At 37.2% G+C, this 20,090-nt stretch carries 15 protein-coding genes; 6 read left to right on the forward strand and 9 right to left on the reverse strand.

Translation table 11 applies throughout. From position 1 onward, the window contains the following. Positions 1-96 precede the first annotated feature (96 nt). The gene (gene murA, locus ACSBFT_RS01540) at positions 97-1,401 is read right to left on the reverse strand and encodes a UDP-N-acetylglucosamine 1-carboxyvinyltransferase (RefSeq protein WP_489603069.1); all 1,305 of its coding nucleotides are present in this window, start codon (positions 1,399-1,401) and stop codon (positions 97-99) included. 23 nt (positions 1,402-1,424) lie between these two features. Next, complete coding sequence (locus ACSBFT_RS01545; RefSeq protein WP_489603070.1) at positions 1,425-2,102, reverse strand: DUF4290 domain-containing protein; 678 nt, start codon at positions 2,100-2,102, stop codon at positions 1,425-1,427. 148 nt (positions 2,103-2,250) lie between these two features. Here ACSBFT_RS01545 and ACSBFT_RS01550 point away from each other — a divergent pair, with 148 nt between their 5' ends. Further along, the gene (locus tag ACSBFT_RS01550) at positions 2,251-3,801 is read left to right on the forward strand and encodes a glycoside hydrolase family 10-like protein (protein ID WP_489603072.1); all 1,551 of its coding nucleotides are present in this window, start codon (positions 2,251-2,253) and stop codon (positions 3,799-3,801) included. Positions 3,802-3,803: 2 nt separating this feature from the next. Then, entirely contained in the window at positions 3,804-4,319 is a 516-nt protein-coding gene (locus ACSBFT_RS01555) for a DinB family protein (RefSeq protein ID WP_489603073.1), read from the forward strand. A 2-nt stretch (positions 4,320-4,321) separates the two neighbouring features. Here ACSBFT_RS01555 and ACSBFT_RS01560 read toward each other — a convergent pair whose 3' ends face one another. Together ACSBFT_RS01560 and ACSBFT_RS01565 are read right to left on the reverse strand one after the other, a co-directional pair. Further along, positions 4,322-5,230, reverse strand: a complete 909-nt coding sequence (locus ACSBFT_RS01560; protein WP_463044849.1) for a DUF58 domain-containing protein — start codon at positions 5,228-5,230, stop codon at positions 4,322-4,324. A 5-nt stretch (positions 5,231-5,235) separates the two neighbouring features. Then, positions 5,236-5,700 (reverse strand): septal ring lytic transglycosylase RlpA family protein, encoded by a 465-nt coding sequence (locus ACSBFT_RS01565; RefSeq protein ID WP_489603075.1) that lies wholly within the window; start codon positions 5,698-5,700, stop codon positions 5,236-5,238. A 222-nt stretch (positions 5,701-5,922) separates the two neighbouring features. Here ACSBFT_RS01565 and ACSBFT_RS01570 point away from each other — a divergent pair, with 222 nt between their 5' ends. Beyond that, complete coding sequence (locus ACSBFT_RS01570) at positions 5,923-6,324, forward strand: DUF3276 family protein (protein WP_489603076.1); 402 nt, start codon at positions 5,923-5,925, stop codon at positions 6,322-6,324. A 2-nt stretch (positions 6,325-6,326) separates the two neighbouring features. Here the strand turns inward: ACSBFT_RS01570 and ACSBFT_RS01575 are convergent, their stop codons facing one another. Next, the gene (locus tag ACSBFT_RS01575) at positions 6,327-6,962 is read right to left on the reverse strand and encodes an oxidoreductase (protein ID WP_463044852.1); all 636 of its coding nucleotides are present in this window, start codon (positions 6,960-6,962) and stop codon (positions 6,327-6,329) included. Between the two features lie 186 nt (positions 6,963-7,148). Between ACSBFT_RS01575 and ACSBFT_RS01580 the strand changes: the two genes are divergently transcribed. The 3 genes from ACSBFT_RS01580 to ACSBFT_RS01590 all read left to right on the forward strand — a co-directional run bounded on the left by ACSBFT_RS01580 (position 7,149) and on the right by ACSBFT_RS01590 (position 10,254). Continuing rightward, complete coding sequence (locus ACSBFT_RS01580; protein WP_463044853.1) at positions 7,149-8,405, forward strand: sensor histidine kinase; 1,257 nt, start codon at positions 7,149-7,151, stop codon at positions 8,403-8,405. After that, on the forward strand, positions 8,405-9,088 hold the full coding sequence (locus ACSBFT_RS01585) for a response regulator transcription factor (RefSeq protein WP_463044854.1): 684 nt from the start codon (positions 8,405-8,407) through the stop codon (positions 9,086-9,088). The genes ACSBFT_RS01580 and ACSBFT_RS01585 overlap by 1 nt, the downstream gene beginning before the upstream one ends. A 101-nt stretch (positions 9,089-9,189) precedes the next feature. Then, positions 9,190-10,254 carry a Fic family protein gene (locus ACSBFT_RS01590; RefSeq protein WP_489603078.1) on the forward strand — a complete coding sequence of 355 codons (1,065 nt, stop codon included), beginning with the start codon at positions 9,190-9,192 and terminating at the stop codon, positions 10,252-10,254. 28 nt (positions 10,255-10,282) lie between these two features. Here the strand turns inward: ACSBFT_RS01590 and purL are convergent, their stop codons facing one another. From purL to ACSBFT_RS01610, 4 genes are all read right to left on the reverse strand, one after another. Beyond that, positions 10,283-13,972, reverse strand: a complete 3,690-nt coding sequence (gene purL, locus ACSBFT_RS01595; RefSeq protein ID WP_489603080.1) for a phosphoribosylformylglycinamidine synthase — start codon at positions 13,970-13,972, stop codon at positions 10,283-10,285. A gap of 164 nt (positions 13,973-14,136) precedes the next feature. After that, a complete protein-coding gene (locus ACSBFT_RS01600; RefSeq protein ID WP_489603082.1) occupies positions 14,137-14,715 on the reverse strand; it encodes a YdeI/OmpD-associated family protein in 579 nt (192 codons plus the stop codon). A gap of 120 nt (positions 14,716-14,835) precedes the next feature. Beyond that, entirely contained in the window at positions 14,836-16,332 is a 1,497-nt protein-coding gene (locus tag ACSBFT_RS01605; protein WP_489603083.1) for a RagB/SusD family nutrient uptake outer membrane protein, read from the reverse strand. 60 nt (positions 16,333-16,392) lie between these two features. Then, on the reverse strand, positions 16,393-19,566 hold the full coding sequence (locus ACSBFT_RS01610) for a SusC/RagA family TonB-linked outer membrane protein (protein WP_489603085.1): 3,174 nt from the start codon (positions 19,564-19,566) through the stop codon (positions 16,393-16,395). Positions 19,567-20,090: the final 524 nt, after the last annotated feature.

A 20,090-nucleotide genomic window follows, 5' to 3' on the forward strand; every position in this document is an offset into this window, starting at 1 on the left:
ATATGGGTTGAGTTTATAAATGTAAGTTAAATCAATTTGAAGGTCTAGGGCATAAAAAAAGAGGACACTAGGCCCTCTTTATAATTTCATCTGGAATTAAACCCTTACAATTTCAGCTCCAATGGCATTAAGGCGTTCGTCAATGTTTTGGTAACCTCTATCTATTTGTTCAATATTATCAATGATACTCGTGCCATCTGCAGAAAGTGCGGCAATCAATAGAGCCACCCCTGCTCTAATATCTGGAGATGTCATTCTGATGCCTCTAAGGTTATGACTCCTGTTAAGTCCCACTACAGTAGCTCTGTGTGGGTCGCATAGTATAATTTGACCACCCATGTCAATCAACTTATCGACAAAGAAAAGTCTACTTTCAAACATCTTCTGATGCACCAATAAGGTTCCTTTAGACTGTATAGCGGTAACTAAAATAATAGAAATAAGGTCTGGCGTAAATCCTGGCCATGGAGAATCGTAAATGGTTAAAATAGAGCCATCTATCAGCGTATTTATTTCATAATTGTTTTGAGCGGGAATATAAATATCATCGCCACGGAATTCCATCTGTATGCCTAGTTTCTTAAAGGTGTCAGGAATTATGCCCAATTCTTTAATTTGACAATTTTTGATGGTGATTTCTGACTGGGTCATTGCCGCAAGGCCAATGAAACTCCCAATTTCAATCATATCAGGAAGCATGGTGTGAACACATCCTCCCATTTCTTCCACACCTTCTATGATAAGTAAATTAGAGCCTACTCCCGTGATTTTGGCTCCCATGCGGTTAAGCATTTTACATAATTGTTGCAAGTAAGGCTCACAGGCTGCATTATAAATGGTGGTAATACCTTTGGTCATTACCGCAGCCATAACAACGTTTGCCGTACCCGTTACAGATATTTCATCCATCCACACGTATCCGCCTTCCATGCTTTCTCCTGCCACCGTATAAAAAGCATCGTCTGCTTCATAGGTGAAAGTAGCTCCCAACTTTTGGAAACCAATAAAGTGTGTATCTAATGGTCTTCTCCCTATTTTGTCTCCACCTGGTCTTGGGGCTTTTCCTTTAGAAAAACGAGCCAACATAGGTCCAAGCAACATGATAGAACCTCTTAAAGAAGAAGCTTTTTCTTTATAGCTATCGGTTTCAAAATAGTCGAAATTAACATCCGCTGCTTCAAATCTATAAGAACCTTCTCCTAATTTGGTGCGTTTGACGCCCATATCTTCTAGAAGTTCTATGAGTTTATTCACATCTCTTATGTTAGGGATGTTATGGATTTCTACTTCTTCCTTGGTCAGTATTACTGCACAAAGAATCTGTAAAGCTTCGTTTTTAGCTCCTTGAGGGGTAAGCTCACCTTGAAGCTTTTTGCCACCTGTAATTTTGAATGAAGACATGTGTAAATAGGAAAGTTAGAGGTTTAAAACCTACGTTTGGGTTTGAACTTGCTGTTCTTATTTTTGTTATTATTGCTTTTGAATCTTTTGCCTCCACTGGATGAAGGGCCACCTGTTTGGTTCTTACGGAAAGTTTGTGCGTTGTTAAATCGATTAGGGACTCTGTTTCCATCCTTTGGATTGGCATCAGGAATTAATCCATCCTTTCTAATAGCATCTATTTCTTTCTGTAATTTATATTCAGACATGACTAAAATCTGCTGAAGTACAGTGTCTGTTTGAATATTGTCTTTATTCCATGAAAGGAAAAAACCTTGCATAAGTTTAACCAGATAAGACACAAAAGCCTTACGCTCGTCATATGATTCTGTTGCAACCGCTTTTAAAACCAACAATTCAATATTTCTTCCGTAATATTTATGTTTCAGTTGAGCCTGTCTATAAGGCATAGTGGTTGGTTTTTTACCAAGAATTTCTTTTGGTGGTGGCGGGAACGGACTATCCACATCCAAATCAAAATTCGCCATGATGTAAAGGTCATCCCATAGCTTCTTTGAATAATCATTTCCATCTCTCATTTGAGGATGAATTTGACGCATAAGTTCTATAAGTATATGGGCGTGTTTGGTGCGTTTGTCCTTGTCTGGTACAGAAATAACATGCTCCACCAGCTTCTGGATATTGCTTCCGTATTCTTTCATACTTTAATGTTGGGAAAATTTCGTTTTGTCAAAACGATAAAAGCTTTTTAAGAGGTTAATCTCTTTATATTAACGGAGCAAATGTAGCAAAAAATACTTTAACCATTGTTTTTGTAGTATTTTTAAGCCGAAATAAATACTGCATTTGATGCTCAAGTTACTTACAGCTTTTAGCTTGGTCTTGGTTCTATTCTATTCTTGTTCTAAAAAACCATTAGAAATTCTTCAAAATGATATTAAAACGCCAACTTATCAAATAGTACATAACAACACGGAAATACCTAAAAGAGAGTTTCGTGGGGCTTGGGTAGCTACTGTAGCCAATATAGACTGGCCAAGCAAAAAGGGGTTGGGTTCGGATATACAAAAGAAGGAGTATGTTGAAATTGTAAGTCATCATAGAGCTAGAGGAATAAATGCTCTTTTAGTTCAGGTGCGGGCAGCTTCAGACGCTTTTTATGCTAAGAGTAAGGAACCATGGTCTGAGTGGCTTACAGGAGTACAAGGCAAAGAGCCTATGCCGTTTTATGATCCTATGGCATTTATGATAGAGGAGACCCATAAACAGGGGCTGGAGTTCCATGCTTGGTTAAACCTAAATAGAGGTAGGCATAGGGCTGGTAGCTCTATAGTAGGGGATCATTTGATTAACACTCGTCCAGATTGGTTTTTGACCTACGGAGAATACAAGCTTTATAATTTTGGAATCCCGGAAGTGAGAAATTATATCATTGACATTGTGATGAATATCGTTAAGGAATATGATGTGGATGGTATACATTTTGATGATTATTTCTACCCTTATAAGGTAACTGGACTAACCCTAGAAGATCAAGGTACTTTTAAGAAGTATCCAAATGGCTTTAGGAATATTGAGGATTGGAGAAGAAATAATATTGATTTAATTATTAAAGGTATTTCTGACGAGATTAAGAGAGAAAAAAGTTGGGTAAGCTTTGGTGTCAGCCCGTTTGGCGTTTGGAGAAATAAATCAGACGACCCAAAAGGTTCCGATACTAGGGGTGGGCAGCCATCTTATGACTTTCTTTTTGCCGATACTAGGAAATGGGCTCAAGAGGGCTGGATAGATTATATTGCCCCTCAAATCTATTTTCCTTTTGAACACACTTTGGTGCCTTATGGTACACTGACGGATTGGTGGGGAGCAAACCGTGGTAAGGCTAAATTATTTATAGGACATGGGGTTTATAGGGTTGAGTCCAATTCTTCTATGAAGGCTTGGCGAGACCCGAATCAGATAGCGAGGCAGATTGATTATAACAGATTCAGCAGCCAAGTGAACGGAAGTATTTTCTATAATACCAATACGCTAATTAAGAATGGTATGGGCTTGGCAGACTCTATTCAGGTAAGATATAAATATCCTGTTTTATTGCCGGAAGTTAATGGGGCTATGGCTCCTAAAATGGATGCACCCAGAAACTTTAGATTAGAAGAAACTGTGGAAGGGCTGCGTTTAAGTTGGTCTAAACCCAATGGAGAGGACCTTAAATACGTGGTTTATAGATTTGATAAGGAAGAAGAATTTAATCTGTCGGATCCTGAGCGAATCCTTGGAATATTTTCTACCACGGAGATGATAGATAAGAGCCGAAAAAAGGGAATTTCTTATTTTTATATGGTGACAGCAGTGAATAGGTGGCATGTAGAAAGTGAACCGTTAATTATTAAACGTTAACTATGGAAAAGAAACTAATTGAAACTTTTCAACCTTATTTAAGAGGTCTCCAAACCTATTCTGAAGAAGATTTTGCCTTTAAAAAATCAGTAGAGATTTGGTCTTTATCTCAGATGTATGAACATGTTTTGGTTTCTGGTTACTTTTTCTTTTTAGCCAATATTAATAGATGTATAGAACAAAGGAAAGGACAGTATGGCGGAGAAAAGACGGATGCGGGTTCTTATGTTTTAAATAAAAATGGTTTTGCTTTAAATCAGAAGTTCGAAAGACCAGATAAGGATACAAATCCAGTCATAGGTAAGGAGATTGTTTACTATAGAGAGAAAATGCCGGAGCTCAGAGATGCTATTTTAGCTAAGGCAGTACCGGTCTCTAAAGACGACGGTTTATATAAAACGGAGCATTTCTATTTTGGAATGCTGAACGCAAAAGAGTGGTTTCTGAATGTAGAATTTCATATGAGGCATCATTTAACACAACAAGCCGAGCTAGAGTCTTATTTAAAAGGCTCTTAGGTTTATTTCATTTTAGACCTTCTGGTTAAGAAAGCCGCCATGATTTGGTCGAACCCTTGGTTTATGTCTGCTTCTATGAAGTCAATTTTATATTGACCACATTTTAATCTCAAATCTTTGTAGAAGTTTTGGACTGCAGATTGGTAATGCTCTTTAACCTGAGATGGCTGAGCTCTTACTTTTTCTCCGGTTTCAATATCGATAAATTCGTAAGGGCGTTCACTAAAATCGAAATCTCTTTCAGTATTATGGTCGGTAACATGAAAAAGGAGTACTTCGTGTTTATTATGCTTAAGGTGTTGTAAAGCTGAGAAAGTAGAGGTTAAATCCTCCATTTTCTCAAACATATCGCTGAATATGACCACCAAAGAACGCTTATGAATACTATCAGCCACCAAATGCAAAGACTCTGCAACGGAGGATGTTTTGGAAGTTTGTTCCTGATTCATCAGGCGTTCTAATTCTAGGTATATTTGGTGTATATGGCCTCCTGTAGACTTTACGGCGGATTGAAATTCAATTTTATCGGAGAATGTGGTAAGACCTACCGCGTCACGTTGCTTTTTCATTAGGTTCGCCAATGTGGCTGCTGCAAGGCAACTGAAGACTAATTTTCCATTATTTTCTTTAGGGTAATACATGGAGGAAGAAGTATCTATCAGAAGATGGCACCTTAAATTAGTTTCTTCTTCATATCTCTTTACAAACAGTCTATCTGTTTTGGCAAAGACTTTCCAGTCTATATGACGGGTACTTTCTCCAGAGTTATAGAGTCTATGTTCCGCAAATTCTACGGAGAAACCATGAAACGGCGATTTATGAAGTCCAGTGATGAAACCTTCTACCATTTGACGGGCCAAAAGTTCTACACTGCCATATTCTCTAACTTTCCCTAAATCTAATTTCTTCATAGTTTTTATTTCTGGAGAGCTACCTCTTCCTCGGAAGCCTCTGAATTTAAAGTCCTAGAAAAAGGACTTGTAGGTTTCAGGAAAATTTTCCCATCAACACCTATCACAGTAGCTTCGATATCTGCGATACCAGAATCGGTCATTTGAAGCCTTTTTGCCGCCTCTGTAGAAACGTCTATAACTCTTCCTTTTACAAAAGGGCCTCTATCATTAACCCTTACAATAACTTCCGTACCTTTTTCTGGGTTTCTAACCTCAAGCATGGTTCCAAAAGGAAGGTATTTATGAGCACATGTTAAGGCATATTGATCCAGTTTTTCTCCATTCGCAGTAGTCTTTCCATGGAGTCTTGGTCCGTAATAAGACGCTTTACCTTTGAACTCGGTACCTAAAAATGGTTCGAATTTCTTTATAACAGCCTCGCCAGAAGAGAATAGGCTTAAGATGAAAACTAATAAAATGATTTTCACATATTTATGCATTGTTCCGAGTACAAAGTTAAGTATTTCGGTTACCTCTAAGTCTTCTTTAACGCTAATATTTGTTAAATTGTGAAATGAATATAGTTAATGAAAATGGATTGATTGATATTTATATTGCGTTCATGGAAAACTTGTGATTGTTTTTTTTGGCTGTATTTAATAAAAAACTATTTTTGACCTCATTATTAACCTCAAAACCCTATATCTACAGTGCAAAAAGAAGAGAGAGAGATGATATACTCCAAACGAGTTCGTGCAGGGAAACGCACCTATTTTTTTGATGTTAGAGCAACACGGTCAAACGATTATTACCTTACTGTAACGGAAAGCAGAAGGCAACAAAGAGATGGAGACTTCTTTTATGAGAAAAGTAAGATGTTCATTTATAAAGAGGATTTCAACAAATTTGTGGATGCTCTTCAAGAGACCGTGGATCATATTAAGAAAGAACTGTTACCAGATTTTGATTTTGAACAATTTGATGTAAATGAAGAAACGGAAAATGGCATTTCAAATGATAAGCCAACTGTAAAAACTGATCCCGTAGAGAATACAGATGTAGACATAGACACTTCTGATGATTTTACCAGTTCTGAGCTAAAGTGGGACTAGTTTTATAGCATTTTTTCTGAAGATATTATGGAAAGACCCTTATTGGGTCTTTCTGCGTATAAGACCATGGCTTCAGCGACTTTATTGACGTGAATGGCTTTATATTTTTTAGGTGTCAAAAAGCTCAAAGCTTTCATGACGGCTTGCCCAATTATTTCACCTATTCTCACTTCTTTTCTGTCTCCCAATAACATAGAAGGCCTAAATATAGCCAAATGGGTGAAATTAAAACCTTTTAAAGCATCTTCCGTTTGACCTTTAACTTTATTATAGAAAATGCTAGAATTTGGATTAGAACCCATAGCAGTCACTATGGCATAGAGTTCTGAACCATTTTCTTTTGCTAGTTTTGCTAGTTTAATAGGGTAGTCAAAATCTACTTTCTTGAAGTTTTCTTTACTTCCGGCTTTCTTTATGGTGGTTCCAAGCGTACAGAATATATGTTCTGCATGAACATCAAGGCTACTTAAATGGTCAAAATCAACGATTATTTGAACAAGTTTTGGGTTATCCAGTTCAATTTTCTTTCTGACTAGGATTGTGACTTCATGATAATTGTCTGAATTTAATAGTTTTTTTAGAAGAGATTGACCGATTAGGCCGGTGGCTCCGGCTAATAAAGCAGTTTTGGTTTTCATTTTATTCAGTGATAATATTTAGTCGATTATAACCCTTTTATAAGTAGAACATATGATTTATTTGATATTTTATTTCAAAACTTTACCATTTAAGAAGAATTTGGGCAGGTATTACGTGGTTAAACCAGAATATGCCATTTTGTCTTATATTTGTAATAATTAAGACTTTCCATAAAAGAACTGCTTTTGACACGTAACGCTATCCGCCTTATTATAATTACTGGTAGCTTAGCCATAGCCGCCATAATAGGAATCCAGATATTTTGGGTTAAAAGAGCCTATGATATCGAGAACGACAGGTTTAGGAAGTCTGCCGTAGAAGCATTGAGTGAAGTAGCCAGCAATATTTCAAGAATTTACGATTTGGCTGAAATAGAAACCCCAGTAGAACGTCTAGAGGAAGATTATTATGTAGTCAATTTGAGAACTCCATTAGATGCTTCGGTGTTAGAGCATTATCTTAGGCAAGAGTTTAAAAGGCATGATGTTAATACTAGTTTTGAGTACGGTATTTACGACTGCGATACCGACGAGATTAGATATGGTGGTAGTGTTAATGCTAATTTTGAGATTGATAATATAGAGCCCACCATATTGCCTAAGACAGATAAGTTTTTGAATTATTTTGGTGTGCGTTTTCCTTCAAAAGGCAGCTTTTTGTTTCAAAATCTTGACTTCTGGATTCTTTCTTCATTTATAACGCTATTGATAACTGGCTTCTTTGTTTATGCGATGTTTGTCATTTTAAGACAGAAGAAACTTAGTGAGGTTCAAAGAGATTTTGTCAATAATATGACACATGAATTCCAAACACCTATTTCTACTATTAGGGTGGCTACAGATGTGTTAGCTCAAAGTAAAATTTTGGAGCAGCCAGAACGTTTTAGGAAATACGTTCAGATTATTAAACAGGAAAATCTAAGGCTAAAAAATCAGGTAGAGGCTGTGCTTACGACTGCCAAGGTTGGTAAAGGGAAACTAAACCTTGATATTGAGCTCCAGGAGTTACATTTTCTAATTTCTGAGGTTTTGGAAGGGGTAAGGTTGGAAATAGGTGATGGTTTGACCCTAGATCTAAAGGCTACGAGAACTTCTGTTTATGCGGATAGAGTGCATCTACTGAGTGTAATTAGAAATCTTGTGGAAAACGCCATTAAATATTCCAAGAAACCTGTTGACATTACAGTGTCGACCTATAACGATGCCGCTGGCGTAGTATTAGTAGTAAAGGATAAAGGAATAGGAATTCCGAAGGAATATCTAGGGAAAATTTTCAATAAGTTTTATAGAGTGCCTACCGGGAACATTCATAATGTAAAGGGTTTTGGACTGGGTCTTAATTATGTCCAACAAATTGTAAAATCTCATAAATGGAAAATAGGTGTAGAAAGTGAATATAAAATAGGGACCACCTTTAAAATAAATATACCCCAAGCGAAATAATGGCAAAAATACTTTATGTGGAAGATGATGAAAATCTCAGTTATGTCATCAAAGATAATTTAGAAGAAGAAGGCTTTGAAATATCTCATTTTGCAGATGGGAAAGAGGCCTTTAAGAATTTCAAGAAGGAGAAATTTGACTTATGTCTCTTAGACGTAATGTTACCTGAGCTTGACGGATTCTCCTTGGCAGAGAAGATTAGGGAACAAAACGAGCAAATTCCGATTATCTTTTTAACGGCTAAAGTACTACAAGAAGATAAGATAGAAGGACTTAAAATAGGTGGTGATGATTATATCACGAAACCTTTTAGCATTGAAGAACTCACTTTAAGAATAAAGGTTTTTCTTAAAAGGAGTACTGTTTCTGATATTGACAATGAACAAAATGAGTATATCATTGGTAAATATAATTTTAGTTTTTCACAGTTAATTTTAGATTCGGAAGATGGTATTCAGAAGCTGACGCACAGAGAAGCGGAACTTCTGAAGTTTTTATGTGATAGAAAAAACCAAGTGATAAAAAGAGAGGATATTCTGACTCAGATTTGGGGAAGAGATGACTACTTTTTAGGTAGAAGTTTAGATGTTTTTATAACTAGGTTGCGTAAAATGCTTGCTCCAGATGAATCGTTAAAAATTGAGAATGTACATGGGATTGGATTTAGATTTGTGACCGAGTAGTGCATAAATATATTATTATTAAATAGATAGCTAAATATTGGTTGTCTATTTTATTTGCGGTCAAATATGACTAAAATTGTCATTACTAAATTTGTCATGTTATGGTAAATCAAATTCTGAAAACACGTAGGTTAGAAATTGGATTGAAAATTCAAGAGATTTCAGCATATACTGGTATAGATCAAGCATTGCTTTCTAAATATGAATCTGGTAAGCGGCTGCCATCTGCCAATCACTTGATGTCACTGGCAGATGGTTATAAAATTTCCTATAGTGTCTTGAAATCAGAATTGGTGGTAGATAGAATTTTGGAATTGGTCAAATATGAAGATAGACCAGTGGAATTATTAATGGCTGCAGCGTCACGCGTGGAATACTCGAAAAGTCCGAATAGTTTAAAGGTGCCGGAGTTGGGCGAGGCGGTAAAGCTGAAGCTAAAGAGGCTTGATGCTTTAAAAGAAAGATGGATCACACTAAAGCCTTTGAACTCAACGCAGTTGAAGAAGATGAGGGAGTATTTTGGGGCTAAGTATACCTTTGACTCTAATCGAATTGAAGGCAATACGCTCAGTCTACAAGAGACGCAGCTTGTAGTGGCGGAAGGTGTTACTATTAGTGGGAAAAGCATGAAGGAGCACTTGGAGGCTATAAACCACACAGAGGCTATTCATTTCATGGAAGCTCTTATTACGGAAAAGGAGGCACTTTCAAGACGTAGTCTTTTAGATTTACATCGTTTAGTGCTTAAAAGCATTGATACCGAAAATGCAGGAAAATATAGAAATGTGCCAGTGAGCATTGGTGGCTCAGAGTTTATGCCACCGCAGCCATTTCTTTTAGATAAATTGATGGAAGAATATTTTATTCATTACGATCGACAAAGAAGGGCTATGCACCCTGTTATTTTAGCAGCAGAAATGCATGAAAGACTCGTGAGTATTCATCCGTTCTTGGATGGGAATGGTAGAACCTCTCGTTTAATTATGAATTTTATTCTCTTACAGCATGGCTATACCATTGCTATTTTAAAAGGAGACCCAGAGTCAAGGATAAAATACTATAAGGCTTTAGAGAATGTTCAAATGAACAATGACCCAGAGCCATTTTATCATTTGATAATAGAAAGGTCTATAGCTTCTTTGGAAGAGCATTTGAATTTGATTTAGAGAGGTTTTCTGGACCTCTCTAAATTCATTATCTATTTTTAGCTTCAACCCATTTTCTGGCGTTTACAAATCCTTCTAACCATGGTGAAACTTTGTCAGCTTCTCGGTTTTCAGGGTAATATGCCCAGTTCCAAGGGAATGTAGAACGCTCAATATGTGGCATCATGACCAGATGCCTACCTGTGATGTCACACATCATGGCTGTGTTAAAGTCAGAGCCATTTGGGTTGGCAGGATAGCTGCTGTATCCGTATTTTCCTACAATATTGTATTTATCTTCTCCATAAGGCAAGTTGAATTTCCCTTCTCCGTGAGAAACCCAAACACCCAGTGTAGTACCTTCTAAAGTAGAAAGCATAACCGAATTGTTCTTTTGAACGGTGACCGATGTAAATATACTTTCATGCTTATGAGAATCATTATGAATTAGCTTGCCATGAATTTCATGTTCTGGGTTAATCATTTCCAATTCCATTAAAAGCTGACAACCGTTACATATCCCTACAGAAAGTGTATCTTCTCTTTTGAAGAAGTTTTTAAGAGCATTATTCGCCTTCTCGTTGTATAAAAACGCTCCTGCCCATCCTTTAGCAGAGCCCAAAACATCAGAATTAGAAAATCCACCAACAGCTCCTATAAACTGAATATCTTCTAAGGTTTCACGACCAGAAATAAGGTCGGTCATGTGAACATCTTTTACATCAAAACCAGCCAAGAACATGGCATTAGCCATTTCTCTTTCGGAATTACTACCCTTTTCTCTTATAATAGCCGCTTTAGGCCTTACAGATTTGCTATCAATAACTGGGTTGGAGCCATCAAAATGGTTTGGGAAAGTATAGCTGAGTGCTTGATTTTTATAATTCTTATATCTTTCTGCAGCAGTTCCGTTAAAAGCTTGTTTTTGGTCTAAAAGGAAAGATGTTTTAAACCAAGTATCTCTAAGTTCAGATACGTTTAGGCTCATTTCGTCATCATTACTTTTGATAATAACTTCATTTCCATCTTTTGGCTTACCTATTTTGACTATGTCAATGCCGTTTGTTTTAAAAACAGTTTCAACGTCGCTTTCTGCCTGGAAAACAACTGCTATATTTTCATTGAATAATGTTTTGACAAAATCTAATTCTCCTAAAGCTGTTAGGTCAAACTCAGCTCCAAGGTTTACTTCTGCAAAACACATTTCTAATAAAGTAGTCACTAGCCCACCACTTCCGATGTCATGTCCTGCTTTGATTTTTCCCTCTTTTATGAGGTCTTGAAGGGTATTGAACGCAGTTTTGAAATAAGCAGCATCTGTAATGGTAGGCACTTCAGTTCCTACTTTGTTTAAAATTTGGGCAAAAGAACTTCCTCCTAATTTAAAGCTATCTTGCGATAAGTTTAAGTAGTAGATGTTTCCTCCGTCTCTTTGAAGTACTGGCTCCACTACCATTTTAATATCTGAACAAGCAGCCCCTGCAGAAATTATTACGGTACCAGGAGCAATGACCTCGTCATTTGGATATTTTTGCTTCATGGAAAGCGAATCCTTGCCTGTAGGAATATTAATTCCTAAGGCTATCGCAAATTCTGAACATGCTTCTACTGCTTTGTAAAGGTTGGCATCTTCTCCTTCGTTTTTACAAGCCCACATCCAGTTGGCAGAGAGAGAAACTGATTTTAGTCCTTCAGTCAACGGAGCCCAAACAATGTTTGAAAGTGCTTCTCCAATGGAGTTTCTGGAACCAGCAGCAGGATTTACCAAAGCCGAAACAGGAGAATGACCAATAGAAGTGGCAATACCTGCTTTTCCTTTAAAGTCAAGAGCCATTACACCCACATTATTTAATGGCAATTGAAGCGGCCCAGCACATTGCTGTTTTGCTACTTTTCCACCAACACATCTATCCACCTTGTTGGTAAGCCAGTCTTTTGACGCTACTGCTTCTAGCTGAAGTAGTTTATTCAAATACTCGCCAATTTTTTCTTTAGAATAAGATAAATCAGCATAGTTTCTCACTACAGTTTTATCGTCCATGATGGTTTTTGGAGAACTGCCAAACATATCACTAATGGCAAAATCCATTGGTTTTGCACCAGTTGTTTTTGAGACAAAAGTAAAGCGATGTTCGCCTGTTACATCCCCTACGGTGTACATTGGCGAGCGTTCTCTGTCTGCTATTTTTTTAAGAGTCTCTATGTCCTTTTCTCCTATTACCAAGCCCATTCGCTCTTGAGATTCGTTCCCTATAATCTCTTTGGCAGATAGGGTAGGGTCGCCTACTGGTAATTTATCTAAGTCTATGACGCCACCCGTTTCTTCCACTAATTCAGATAGGCAGTTTAAGTGCCCACCTGCTCCGTGGTCGTGTATAGAAACTATTGGGTTTTCATCACTTTCTACCAACCCTCTAATGGCATTGGCAGCTCTTTTCTGCATTTCAGGATTAGAACGCTGAACGGCATTTAGCTCAATTCCAGAAGCCATTTCTCCTGTATCTGCAGAGGAAACGGCTGCTCCACCCATTCCAATTCTATAGTTTTCCCCGCCAAGGATAACTACTTTATCTCCTTTTTGAGGAATAGCTTTAATGGCCTGAGATGCCTTCCCGTAACCAATTCCACCTGCCATCATGATGACTTTGTCGAAACCTAGCTTACGAGAATTTTCATTGTGCTCAAATGTTAGCAATGAACCAGAAATTAAAGGCTGACCAAACTTATTTCCAAAATCTGATGCTCCGTTTGATGCTTTTATCAAAATATCCATAGGCGTTTGATAAAGCCATGGTCTTTCGTCCATTGCTTTTTCCCATGGTCTGTTTTCTTCTAATCTAGAGTAAGAAGTCATATAAACTGCTGTTCCTGCCAATGGCAATGAACCTTGTCCACCTGCCAATCTATCTCTTATTTCTCCTCCAGCTCCCGTGGCAGCACCGTTAAAAGGTTCTACTGTGGTAGGGAAATTATGCGTTTCTGCTTTTAAAGAAATAACGGAGTCAAAATCTTTTTCTTGGTAAAAATCAGGTTTGTCCGCAGATTTTGGAGCAAACTGTGTTACTGTAGGTCCTTTTACAAAAGCTACATTGTCTTTATAGGCAGAAACGATGTCGTTCGGATTCTCCTGAGACGTTTTCTTAATAAGTTTAAAAAGAGAAGTTGTTTTTTCTTCACCATCAATAATAAAAGTGCCGTTGAAAATTTTATGACGACAGTGTTCAGAATTCACTTGTGAGAAACCGAACACTTCTGAATCTGTCAGTTTTCTTTCAAGTTTTTTAGAAAGTTCTACCAGATAATTAACCTCTTCTTCATTAAGAGACAAGCCTTCTGAAAGATTGTAAGCATTAATATCTTCAATCTCTATTATTGGCTCAGGTTTGATATTTATGGTGTAAATATCTTGTGTAAGGCTGTTATATTTTTGCGAAAGCATAGGGTCAAAAGTAGTTTCGTCTGAAAGTACTTCTTTAAACTCTTCAATCCTGATTAATCCTGAAATGCCCATATTCTGGGTTATTTCTACGGCATTCGTACTCCACGGGGTAATCATGGCAGCACGTGGACCTATAAAAATACCATTAAGCACACCTTGGATATCGTTGGTTTTGGAGTGTTTATGGTCAATTTGACTTTGGAAAAGCCAAAGCAATTTTTTGATGTCTTCGTTTGAAATATTGCTTTCTGTCCGAACAGCAAAAACGGAATTGGCTTGACCGCCAAAAAAATGAATCATTTGGGCAAGAATTTATCTTTGGAATAAGAAAACACAAAGTTAAGGGAATTGCGAAAAGTATGGCACTTAAAAGGTTAGAGTATTCTAAGTAAAAATGGCAGGTCTAGGAGTTTTGGAGTTATCTGTTATTCGGATTTACCTTAATCATTTGGTTAAAGGGCCTATCAAAGATGTTTCGGCTTTTCTTTAATGCCTGCAAGTTTTGCTACTTCGGCGATTCTTTTCATTCTAGTTTCTTCTCGTTTGGCTTGTAATATCCAGAATAAAACCTGTTTCTTAAGAGATTTGCTTAAGCTTTGGAAGTATTCCTTTGACCCAGAATATTTGGTGAATTCTTTTTCTAAATCATCTGGAACGATGAGGGCTTCTACGGTATCCAAAATTGACCAAGAGCCATTTTCTTTAGCGATAGTGATGCTCTTTAAGCCTGCGGCTGTCATTTGACCATTACTTATTAAGGTTTTGACTTTTTCCTTATTGATTTTAGACCAAGTACTACTTGCTTTTCTTTGACAGAAAAATTGCCTATAACTGTCTTTGTCAATGGTCTGTCTTTTACTATCTATCCAACCAAAACATAAGGCTTCATCCACGGCTTCATTCCAACGCATGGATGGTTTTGAGGATGATTTCTTGTGAAAAATAAGCCAAACAGATGGCAGGGAAAAGTGGTTTTCTGTTAACCAATCTCTCCATTCTGTTTGGCTTTTAGGATAAAAGGTTTCTGTTTTCTTAGTAGACATCTATTGAATCGCGACCAATATGACTCAAGTTACAAAAAACGCCTATGTGTTAACATATAGGATTAAGTAATTAATGAGAAAGGCAGCCGATTATGGCTGCCTTTCATATTATATATCTAATTATTTGTAATTTGGATTTTGTTTCAATTCTGGATTTTTATTCAACGCGTCCTGTGGTAATGGCCATTTATAATGTTTAGGCAGGAAAATTCGTTTTGAAACAGGGTCCCCATTAAATCCATTCAGAACTTGTTCTGCAATACCCCAGCGTTTTAGATCAAAGTAGCGGGAGTTTTCCAGAGGAAATTCTACCCGTCGCTCATTGCGTACTTTTGCACGTAAAGTTTCCTGATTCATTGAAATTAATAGAGCTGGGTAGTTAGCCACGTCAGTAAAGTCAACACCATAAGCTCTTGCTCTTACTTTATTAATGGCATCCAAAACAGATTGATCAATTTGGTTGGCCTCAATTTTAGCTTCAGCATACATTAATAAAACATCTGCATATCTAATGTGAATAAAGTCCGTTCCGTCATTTTGTGGCTGAGTTAAAGTACTTACCACAGTCGGATTAATACCTTTAATGAAGGTGTATCCTGTTGATGGTTTTATTTCTACTAATGGATTCCAACTGCCCTGATATACAGTGGCATTTAAACGTGGGTCGCGATTTTCCATTGGAGTACTTGCATTATACAATGGTGAAGTCGAAATAGATTTTCCATCGGTACATTCATAGGCATTTACTAAACTGGTGGTAGGATGCATGTTACCCCAAAATCCTACAATAACCTGAGAGGACCATAATGCACTTTCACCTGGAGTTCCTGTCATTTTTATTGAAAAAATGATTTCAGGATTATTATTTTGTCCAGCGTCAAGGAATAAATCATTATAGGTAGTAGATAAATTATAATTACCAGCCTCAATAACTTGCTTGGCCGTTTTTGCAGCGTTATCATAATCTTTTGTGTAGAGTAAAACTCGGGCTTTTAAGGCAAGAGCTGCTTCTTTTTTTACATGCCCATCATAAGCTTCGGATGGAAGATAAGTGATTGCCGTGTCTAAATCTTTTAAGATTTGGGCAAACACCTCACTCTGAGTGCTTTTAGCAGTATATTGGTTTTCTACCGTACTCGCCTCCAATCTCAAAGGCACGTCACCGTAAGTTGCCGCGAGATAATAGTAAAAATAAGCACGGATAAAAAGGGCCTCGCCTTTCCATTCATTTATTAAGCTTTCACTGGCAGTTACATTATCAACCTTATCCAAAAATTCATTACAACCATTTATGCCAACATAACTAACTGCATAAAGTCCTTTTATGGCCCGTTGTGCTTGTCCGTCGGGATTATAAACGCCGGTTAATATATCGCGAAAGCCATTGTCTCGGGCACCATAGGCATTATCTGTTAATTCATCCCAACCTTGTTGAATTTGGGGTCCTCCATTCCATTGACTAAGTGTCAGTGTAGAATAGAAATTTGTTTGTAAATTACTATACACTCCAGTAAGAGCCATTTGAGCATCACCTTCAGTTTTCCAGAAGGTTCCACTTGATATGGCATCACCGGGTTGTTGATTTAAAAATTCATCACTACAGCTTGTTAAGGCCATTATGAACGTAATGAATAGAAATTTATAAATATATTTTGTGTTCATTATTTGACGATTTAATTATAGAGTGACTTTAACACCAAAAGTGAATGACTTAGATATTGGATAGGTATATGATGTCAAAATCTCAGGGTCTATATTGAAAAGGTTTTCACCAGAAAAGGTTAGTATGTTGTCTCCTGAGAAGTAAACCATTGCATTTTTAACTTTTAGTTTGCTGAATATTTGTTTTGGAATGGCGTAGCTAACCGTTATGTTTTTCATTCTGAAATAGGAAGTATTCTTTAACCAAAATGAATTATAATATTGGGCAGCACCGTATATACTTAGGGGCTCATTATATACCGCTGGCAATTTAGCGTCGGTATTTTCAGGAGTCCAAGAATCGGTGAACCAAACGATAGGAGCATTCCCATCTTGATTAAAAGGTTCAACTCCATGCGAAGAGCGATATGATTTTTGACCTGCAACTCCCTGCCAGAATGTACTTACTTCAATGTTTTTGTATTTTGCTGAGATATTAGCACCATACATGAGGTCTGGATGTTGTCCATCAATATGGATTCGGTCTTTCTGATCGACTACATTATCTCCATTCTGATCTTTTAAGCGAATACCGCCTAAATATGGCGTTAAAGGTTGTTTTGGTGCCTTGTCAATATCAGCCAGCGTATTAAAATATCCATCGGCTTCCCACATATAAAAATCATTGAAAGCATAACCTTCTTCGTTTATGGTAGTAGTTCCTATTTCAGAAGCTCCATATTTCACCAATTTGTTTTTATACCATGAGAGGTTGGTACTTAGTTTATAGCTAAAATCTCCAAGTCTTTTACGATGTCCAAGGACAATATCCCAGCCAGTATTCTTCATTTCTCCTCTATTTACTTGTGGGCCACCAGCTCCTGACTCAACAGAAACCTGCAACTGACGCAAAATATCTGAAGTAACCTTTTGGTAATAATCCACATTAGCGAAGTAGGAACCATTTTTTGATGTAAAATCAAGCCCTAAATCAGTTATGGTAGTGGTTTCCCAAGTGATATTCGCGTTTGTGAAGTTTTCAAGAACAACACCAGAAGAAATGGCTGAACCGAAAGGATAGCTATGAGAACCAGAAGTATGTGTGGTAAGGAAGTTGTTGGCGTTATAGTTACCAAATGCATAACGGGATTGGTAAGGATAGTCGTTGCTGCCGTCATTCCCAAGTTGTCCCCATGAGGCTCTTAACTTTAACTGACTGATAAAATCAATGTTCTGCATAAACGCTTCCTGCTCTAAACGCCAACCTGCAGAGAAGGAAGGGAAAACCCCAACACGGTTACCTTCTGCAAATCTACTGCTCACATCTGTACGGACATTAGCCTCAAAGAGATACTTGTCGTTAAATGAATAATTGAAACGAGAAAAACCGCTTCGTATACTACTAGCTGTAGTTGAACCTGATGTAAGCTGATTGGCGGTTCCGGCTCCATCCAGTTCAGTAAGGGTTTGGCTAGAAATTCCAAATCTTGTAGAATTAGTCCATTCTCTTTTTCTAGCCTCTTGACTATAACCAGCCATTAACTTAAGGTCATGATTCTGAATATTTTTGTTGTAAGTTAATGTTGAATACAAGGTAGTTACCCTTGAAAAAGTGTTGCCAACATCAATTTTAGATGCGTCACGGGTTGTTCGGTTATATTCTCCAGTTCTGAAGTTGTACTCATCTTGCATTAAGACTTGATTTTTCGAACGTGAATAATCAAACTTGTACGCACCTTTAGCGTCGAAAACAAGCCCTTCTAGCAGCTTAACACTGGTAAAAAGGTTTCCATTAAAGTTGTATCTTTCATCGCTGGTTCCGTTTTGACTTTCAAGTTTTACCATAGGATTCTCACGGGTAAAACCTTCGTCAAATACAAGTCCACTAGGGTCAATTGCCGAACCTGAAAATGCTTTTCCTGCATAGTGACCAGTTCCGTCTGCAGTGTATGGCCCCCAAGTTGGGCGTACCCACCATGTCTGAAGTAATGGACTAGCAAAGTCGTTACTTGGACCCTGTCTGTCTGATGCTAAACCCATGAAAGTTCCACCAACGGTCACTTTATTGGTTATCTGACTTTTAAAATTCAAGAAAAAATTATGCTTATTATAATCTGTATTTTTAATCATTCCATCTTGATTCCAACTGCTGAGCGATAGATTGTATGATGTTTTTCCAGATGTTCCGTTTATACCGATTGTGTTTTTCTTCACGGTACCTGCTCTCATAACCAGATCTGTCCAATCTGTGTTTGGAAATAGTGGGTCATTTATTGAATTCCGATAGGCGTCTATTACATTCTGTGGATATCCACCAGTAGCAGAGCCTTTTGAGTTAATTACTGATCTATTATATAAAGTCATGAAATCAACGGAATTGGTTATCATTTCAGGAAGCATAGTAGGATTGCTTATTTGGTAATTACCGTCATAAGTAACCACCATAGATTCTTTTCCCCCTGTTTTAGTTTGGATTAAAACCACTCCGTTGGCAGCTTTTAAGCCATAAATGGCGGCTGAAGAAGCATCTTTCAAGACATTTACAGACTCAATAACGCTTGGGTCTAAATCTCCAATATTTCCTTCAACACCGTCTATCAAGACGAGTGGGGAGTTATTGCTGCCAAACGAGTTAAGACCACGAATAGTCATATTTAGACCTTCGGCACCCGGAATACCATTTGTTTGTGAAATTGTCAAACCTGGGATTTGTCCTTGTAAAGCCTGTGTTGCGTTTTGAACTGGTCTATTCTCTATGGTTTCACTTGACACCATAGAAACGGCACCAGTCAAGTTTGCCCTTTTCTGTTCACCATATCCAATAACCACGACTTCTTCTAAGTTTGCAGCGTCTTCTTCTAATTTAACGGTAATTATAGACTTTCCATTTAAAGGAATTTCTTGTGTAATGAAGCCAATATAAGTTACTACCAATATGGCGTTTGAAGAATTAACTTCTAAAGAGAAGTTACCATCCAGATCTGCTTGAGCTCCATTTGTAGTTCCCTTTTCGGATACAGTAGCTCCTGGTAATGGAGTACCGTTATTATCTTGAATAACACCAGAGATAGTGGTTTTTTTTGTGGAATAAGCGTGAGCAGAGCCGAAGCTTAATATTGTGAGAAATATAAAGGTTCTCAAAACTGTTGAAACGACGTTTGTTAACGTCTTTTTTCGCTTTTTGTGAAGACGAATAAAGATTTTATTCATATTTTTAATTTCAGGTATTTACTTTTATTTTTTGTTGCAAAACTTTTGCAACTGAATCACCGGAAGATGTTCGAGCATCTTCTGGTTTTTTTACAACATTTTTCTCCTAAAATTTAACTTATTAATTAAACTTAGGTGGTACCATACGCTTAACTGATTTTAGGAATAGGCTGAGCGTGAAAATTGGAGTAAGGATAGGGTCATGTGTCTGAGTGGCACTTTTAGGTTTTAATAAATTTTGTTCATAAGCTTCATTTAAGGTTGAATTTTTAGATAGAAAACTGAAGTAGTTTTTCACAAAACAAATTAAGCTGAAAGCCTAAAGATTTATTTATAGTATTTTAGTAATACTTGATACGATATATACATAGGTTAAATTTTTCAGTGAAAAAATAAGACATTTTGAATGTCACTGAGATTGAATGGTGGTTCTAGAGGAAATGTTTGGATTAGAATTGTCAGTGTTAATTTCTTTCTCAGAAGGAGTTTTCGTTATTTAAAAGTATTCAATAGTTAAGAAGAAT

This window comes from Arcticibacterium sp. SM2516 (assembly GCF_057914865.1).

What these genes read in the sequence shown, in the direction of transcription:
- murA (WP_489603069.1), bottom strand. Translation starts at nt 1,401, where the DNA reads ATGTCTTCATTCAAAATTACAGGTGGCAAAAAGCTTCAAGGTGAGCTT.
- ACSBFT_RS01545 (WP_489603070.1), bottom strand. Translation starts at nt 2,102, where the DNA reads ATGAAAGAATACGGAAGCAATATCCAGAAGCTGGTGGAGCATGTTATT.
- ACSBFT_RS01550 (WP_489603072.1), top strand. Translation starts at nt 2,251, where the DNA reads ATGCTCAAGTTACTTACAGCTTTTAGCTTGGTCTTGGTTCTATTCTAT.
- ACSBFT_RS01555 (WP_489603073.1), top strand. Translation starts at nt 3,804, where the DNA reads ATGGAAAAGAAACTAATTGAAACTTTTCAACCTTATTTAAGAGGTCTC.
- ACSBFT_RS01560 (WP_463044849.1), bottom strand. Translation starts at nt 5,230, where the DNA reads ATGAAGAAATTAGATTTAGGGAAAGTTAGAGAATATGGCAGTGTAGAA.
- ACSBFT_RS01575 (WP_463044852.1), bottom strand. Translation starts at nt 6,962, where the DNA reads ATGAAAACCAAAACTGCTTTATTAGCCGGAGCCACCGGCCTAATCGGT.
- ACSBFT_RS01585 (WP_463044854.1), top strand. Translation starts at nt 8,405, where the DNA reads ATGGCAAAAATACTTTATGTGGAAGATGATGAAAATCTCAGTTATGTC.
- ACSBFT_RS01590 (WP_489603078.1), top strand. Translation starts at nt 9,190, where the DNA reads ATGGTAAATCAAATTCTGAAAACACGTAGGTTAGAAATTGGATTGAAA.
- purL (WP_489603080.1), bottom strand. Translation starts at nt 13,972, where the DNA reads ATGATTCATTTTTTTGGCGGTCAAGCCAATTCCGTTTTTGCTGTTCGG.
- ACSBFT_RS01600 (WP_489603082.1), bottom strand. Translation starts at nt 14,715, where the DNA reads ATGTCTACTAAGAAAACAGAAACCTTTTATCCTAAAAGCCAAACAGAA.
- ACSBFT_RS01605 (WP_489603083.1), bottom strand. Translation starts at nt 16,332, where the DNA reads ATGGCCTTAACAAGCTGTAGTGATGAATTTTTAAATCAACAACCCGGT.
- ACSBFT_RS01610 (WP_489603085.1), bottom strand. Translation starts at nt 19,566, where the DNA reads ATGAATAAAATCTTTATTCGTCTTCACAAAAAGCGAAAAAAGACGTTA.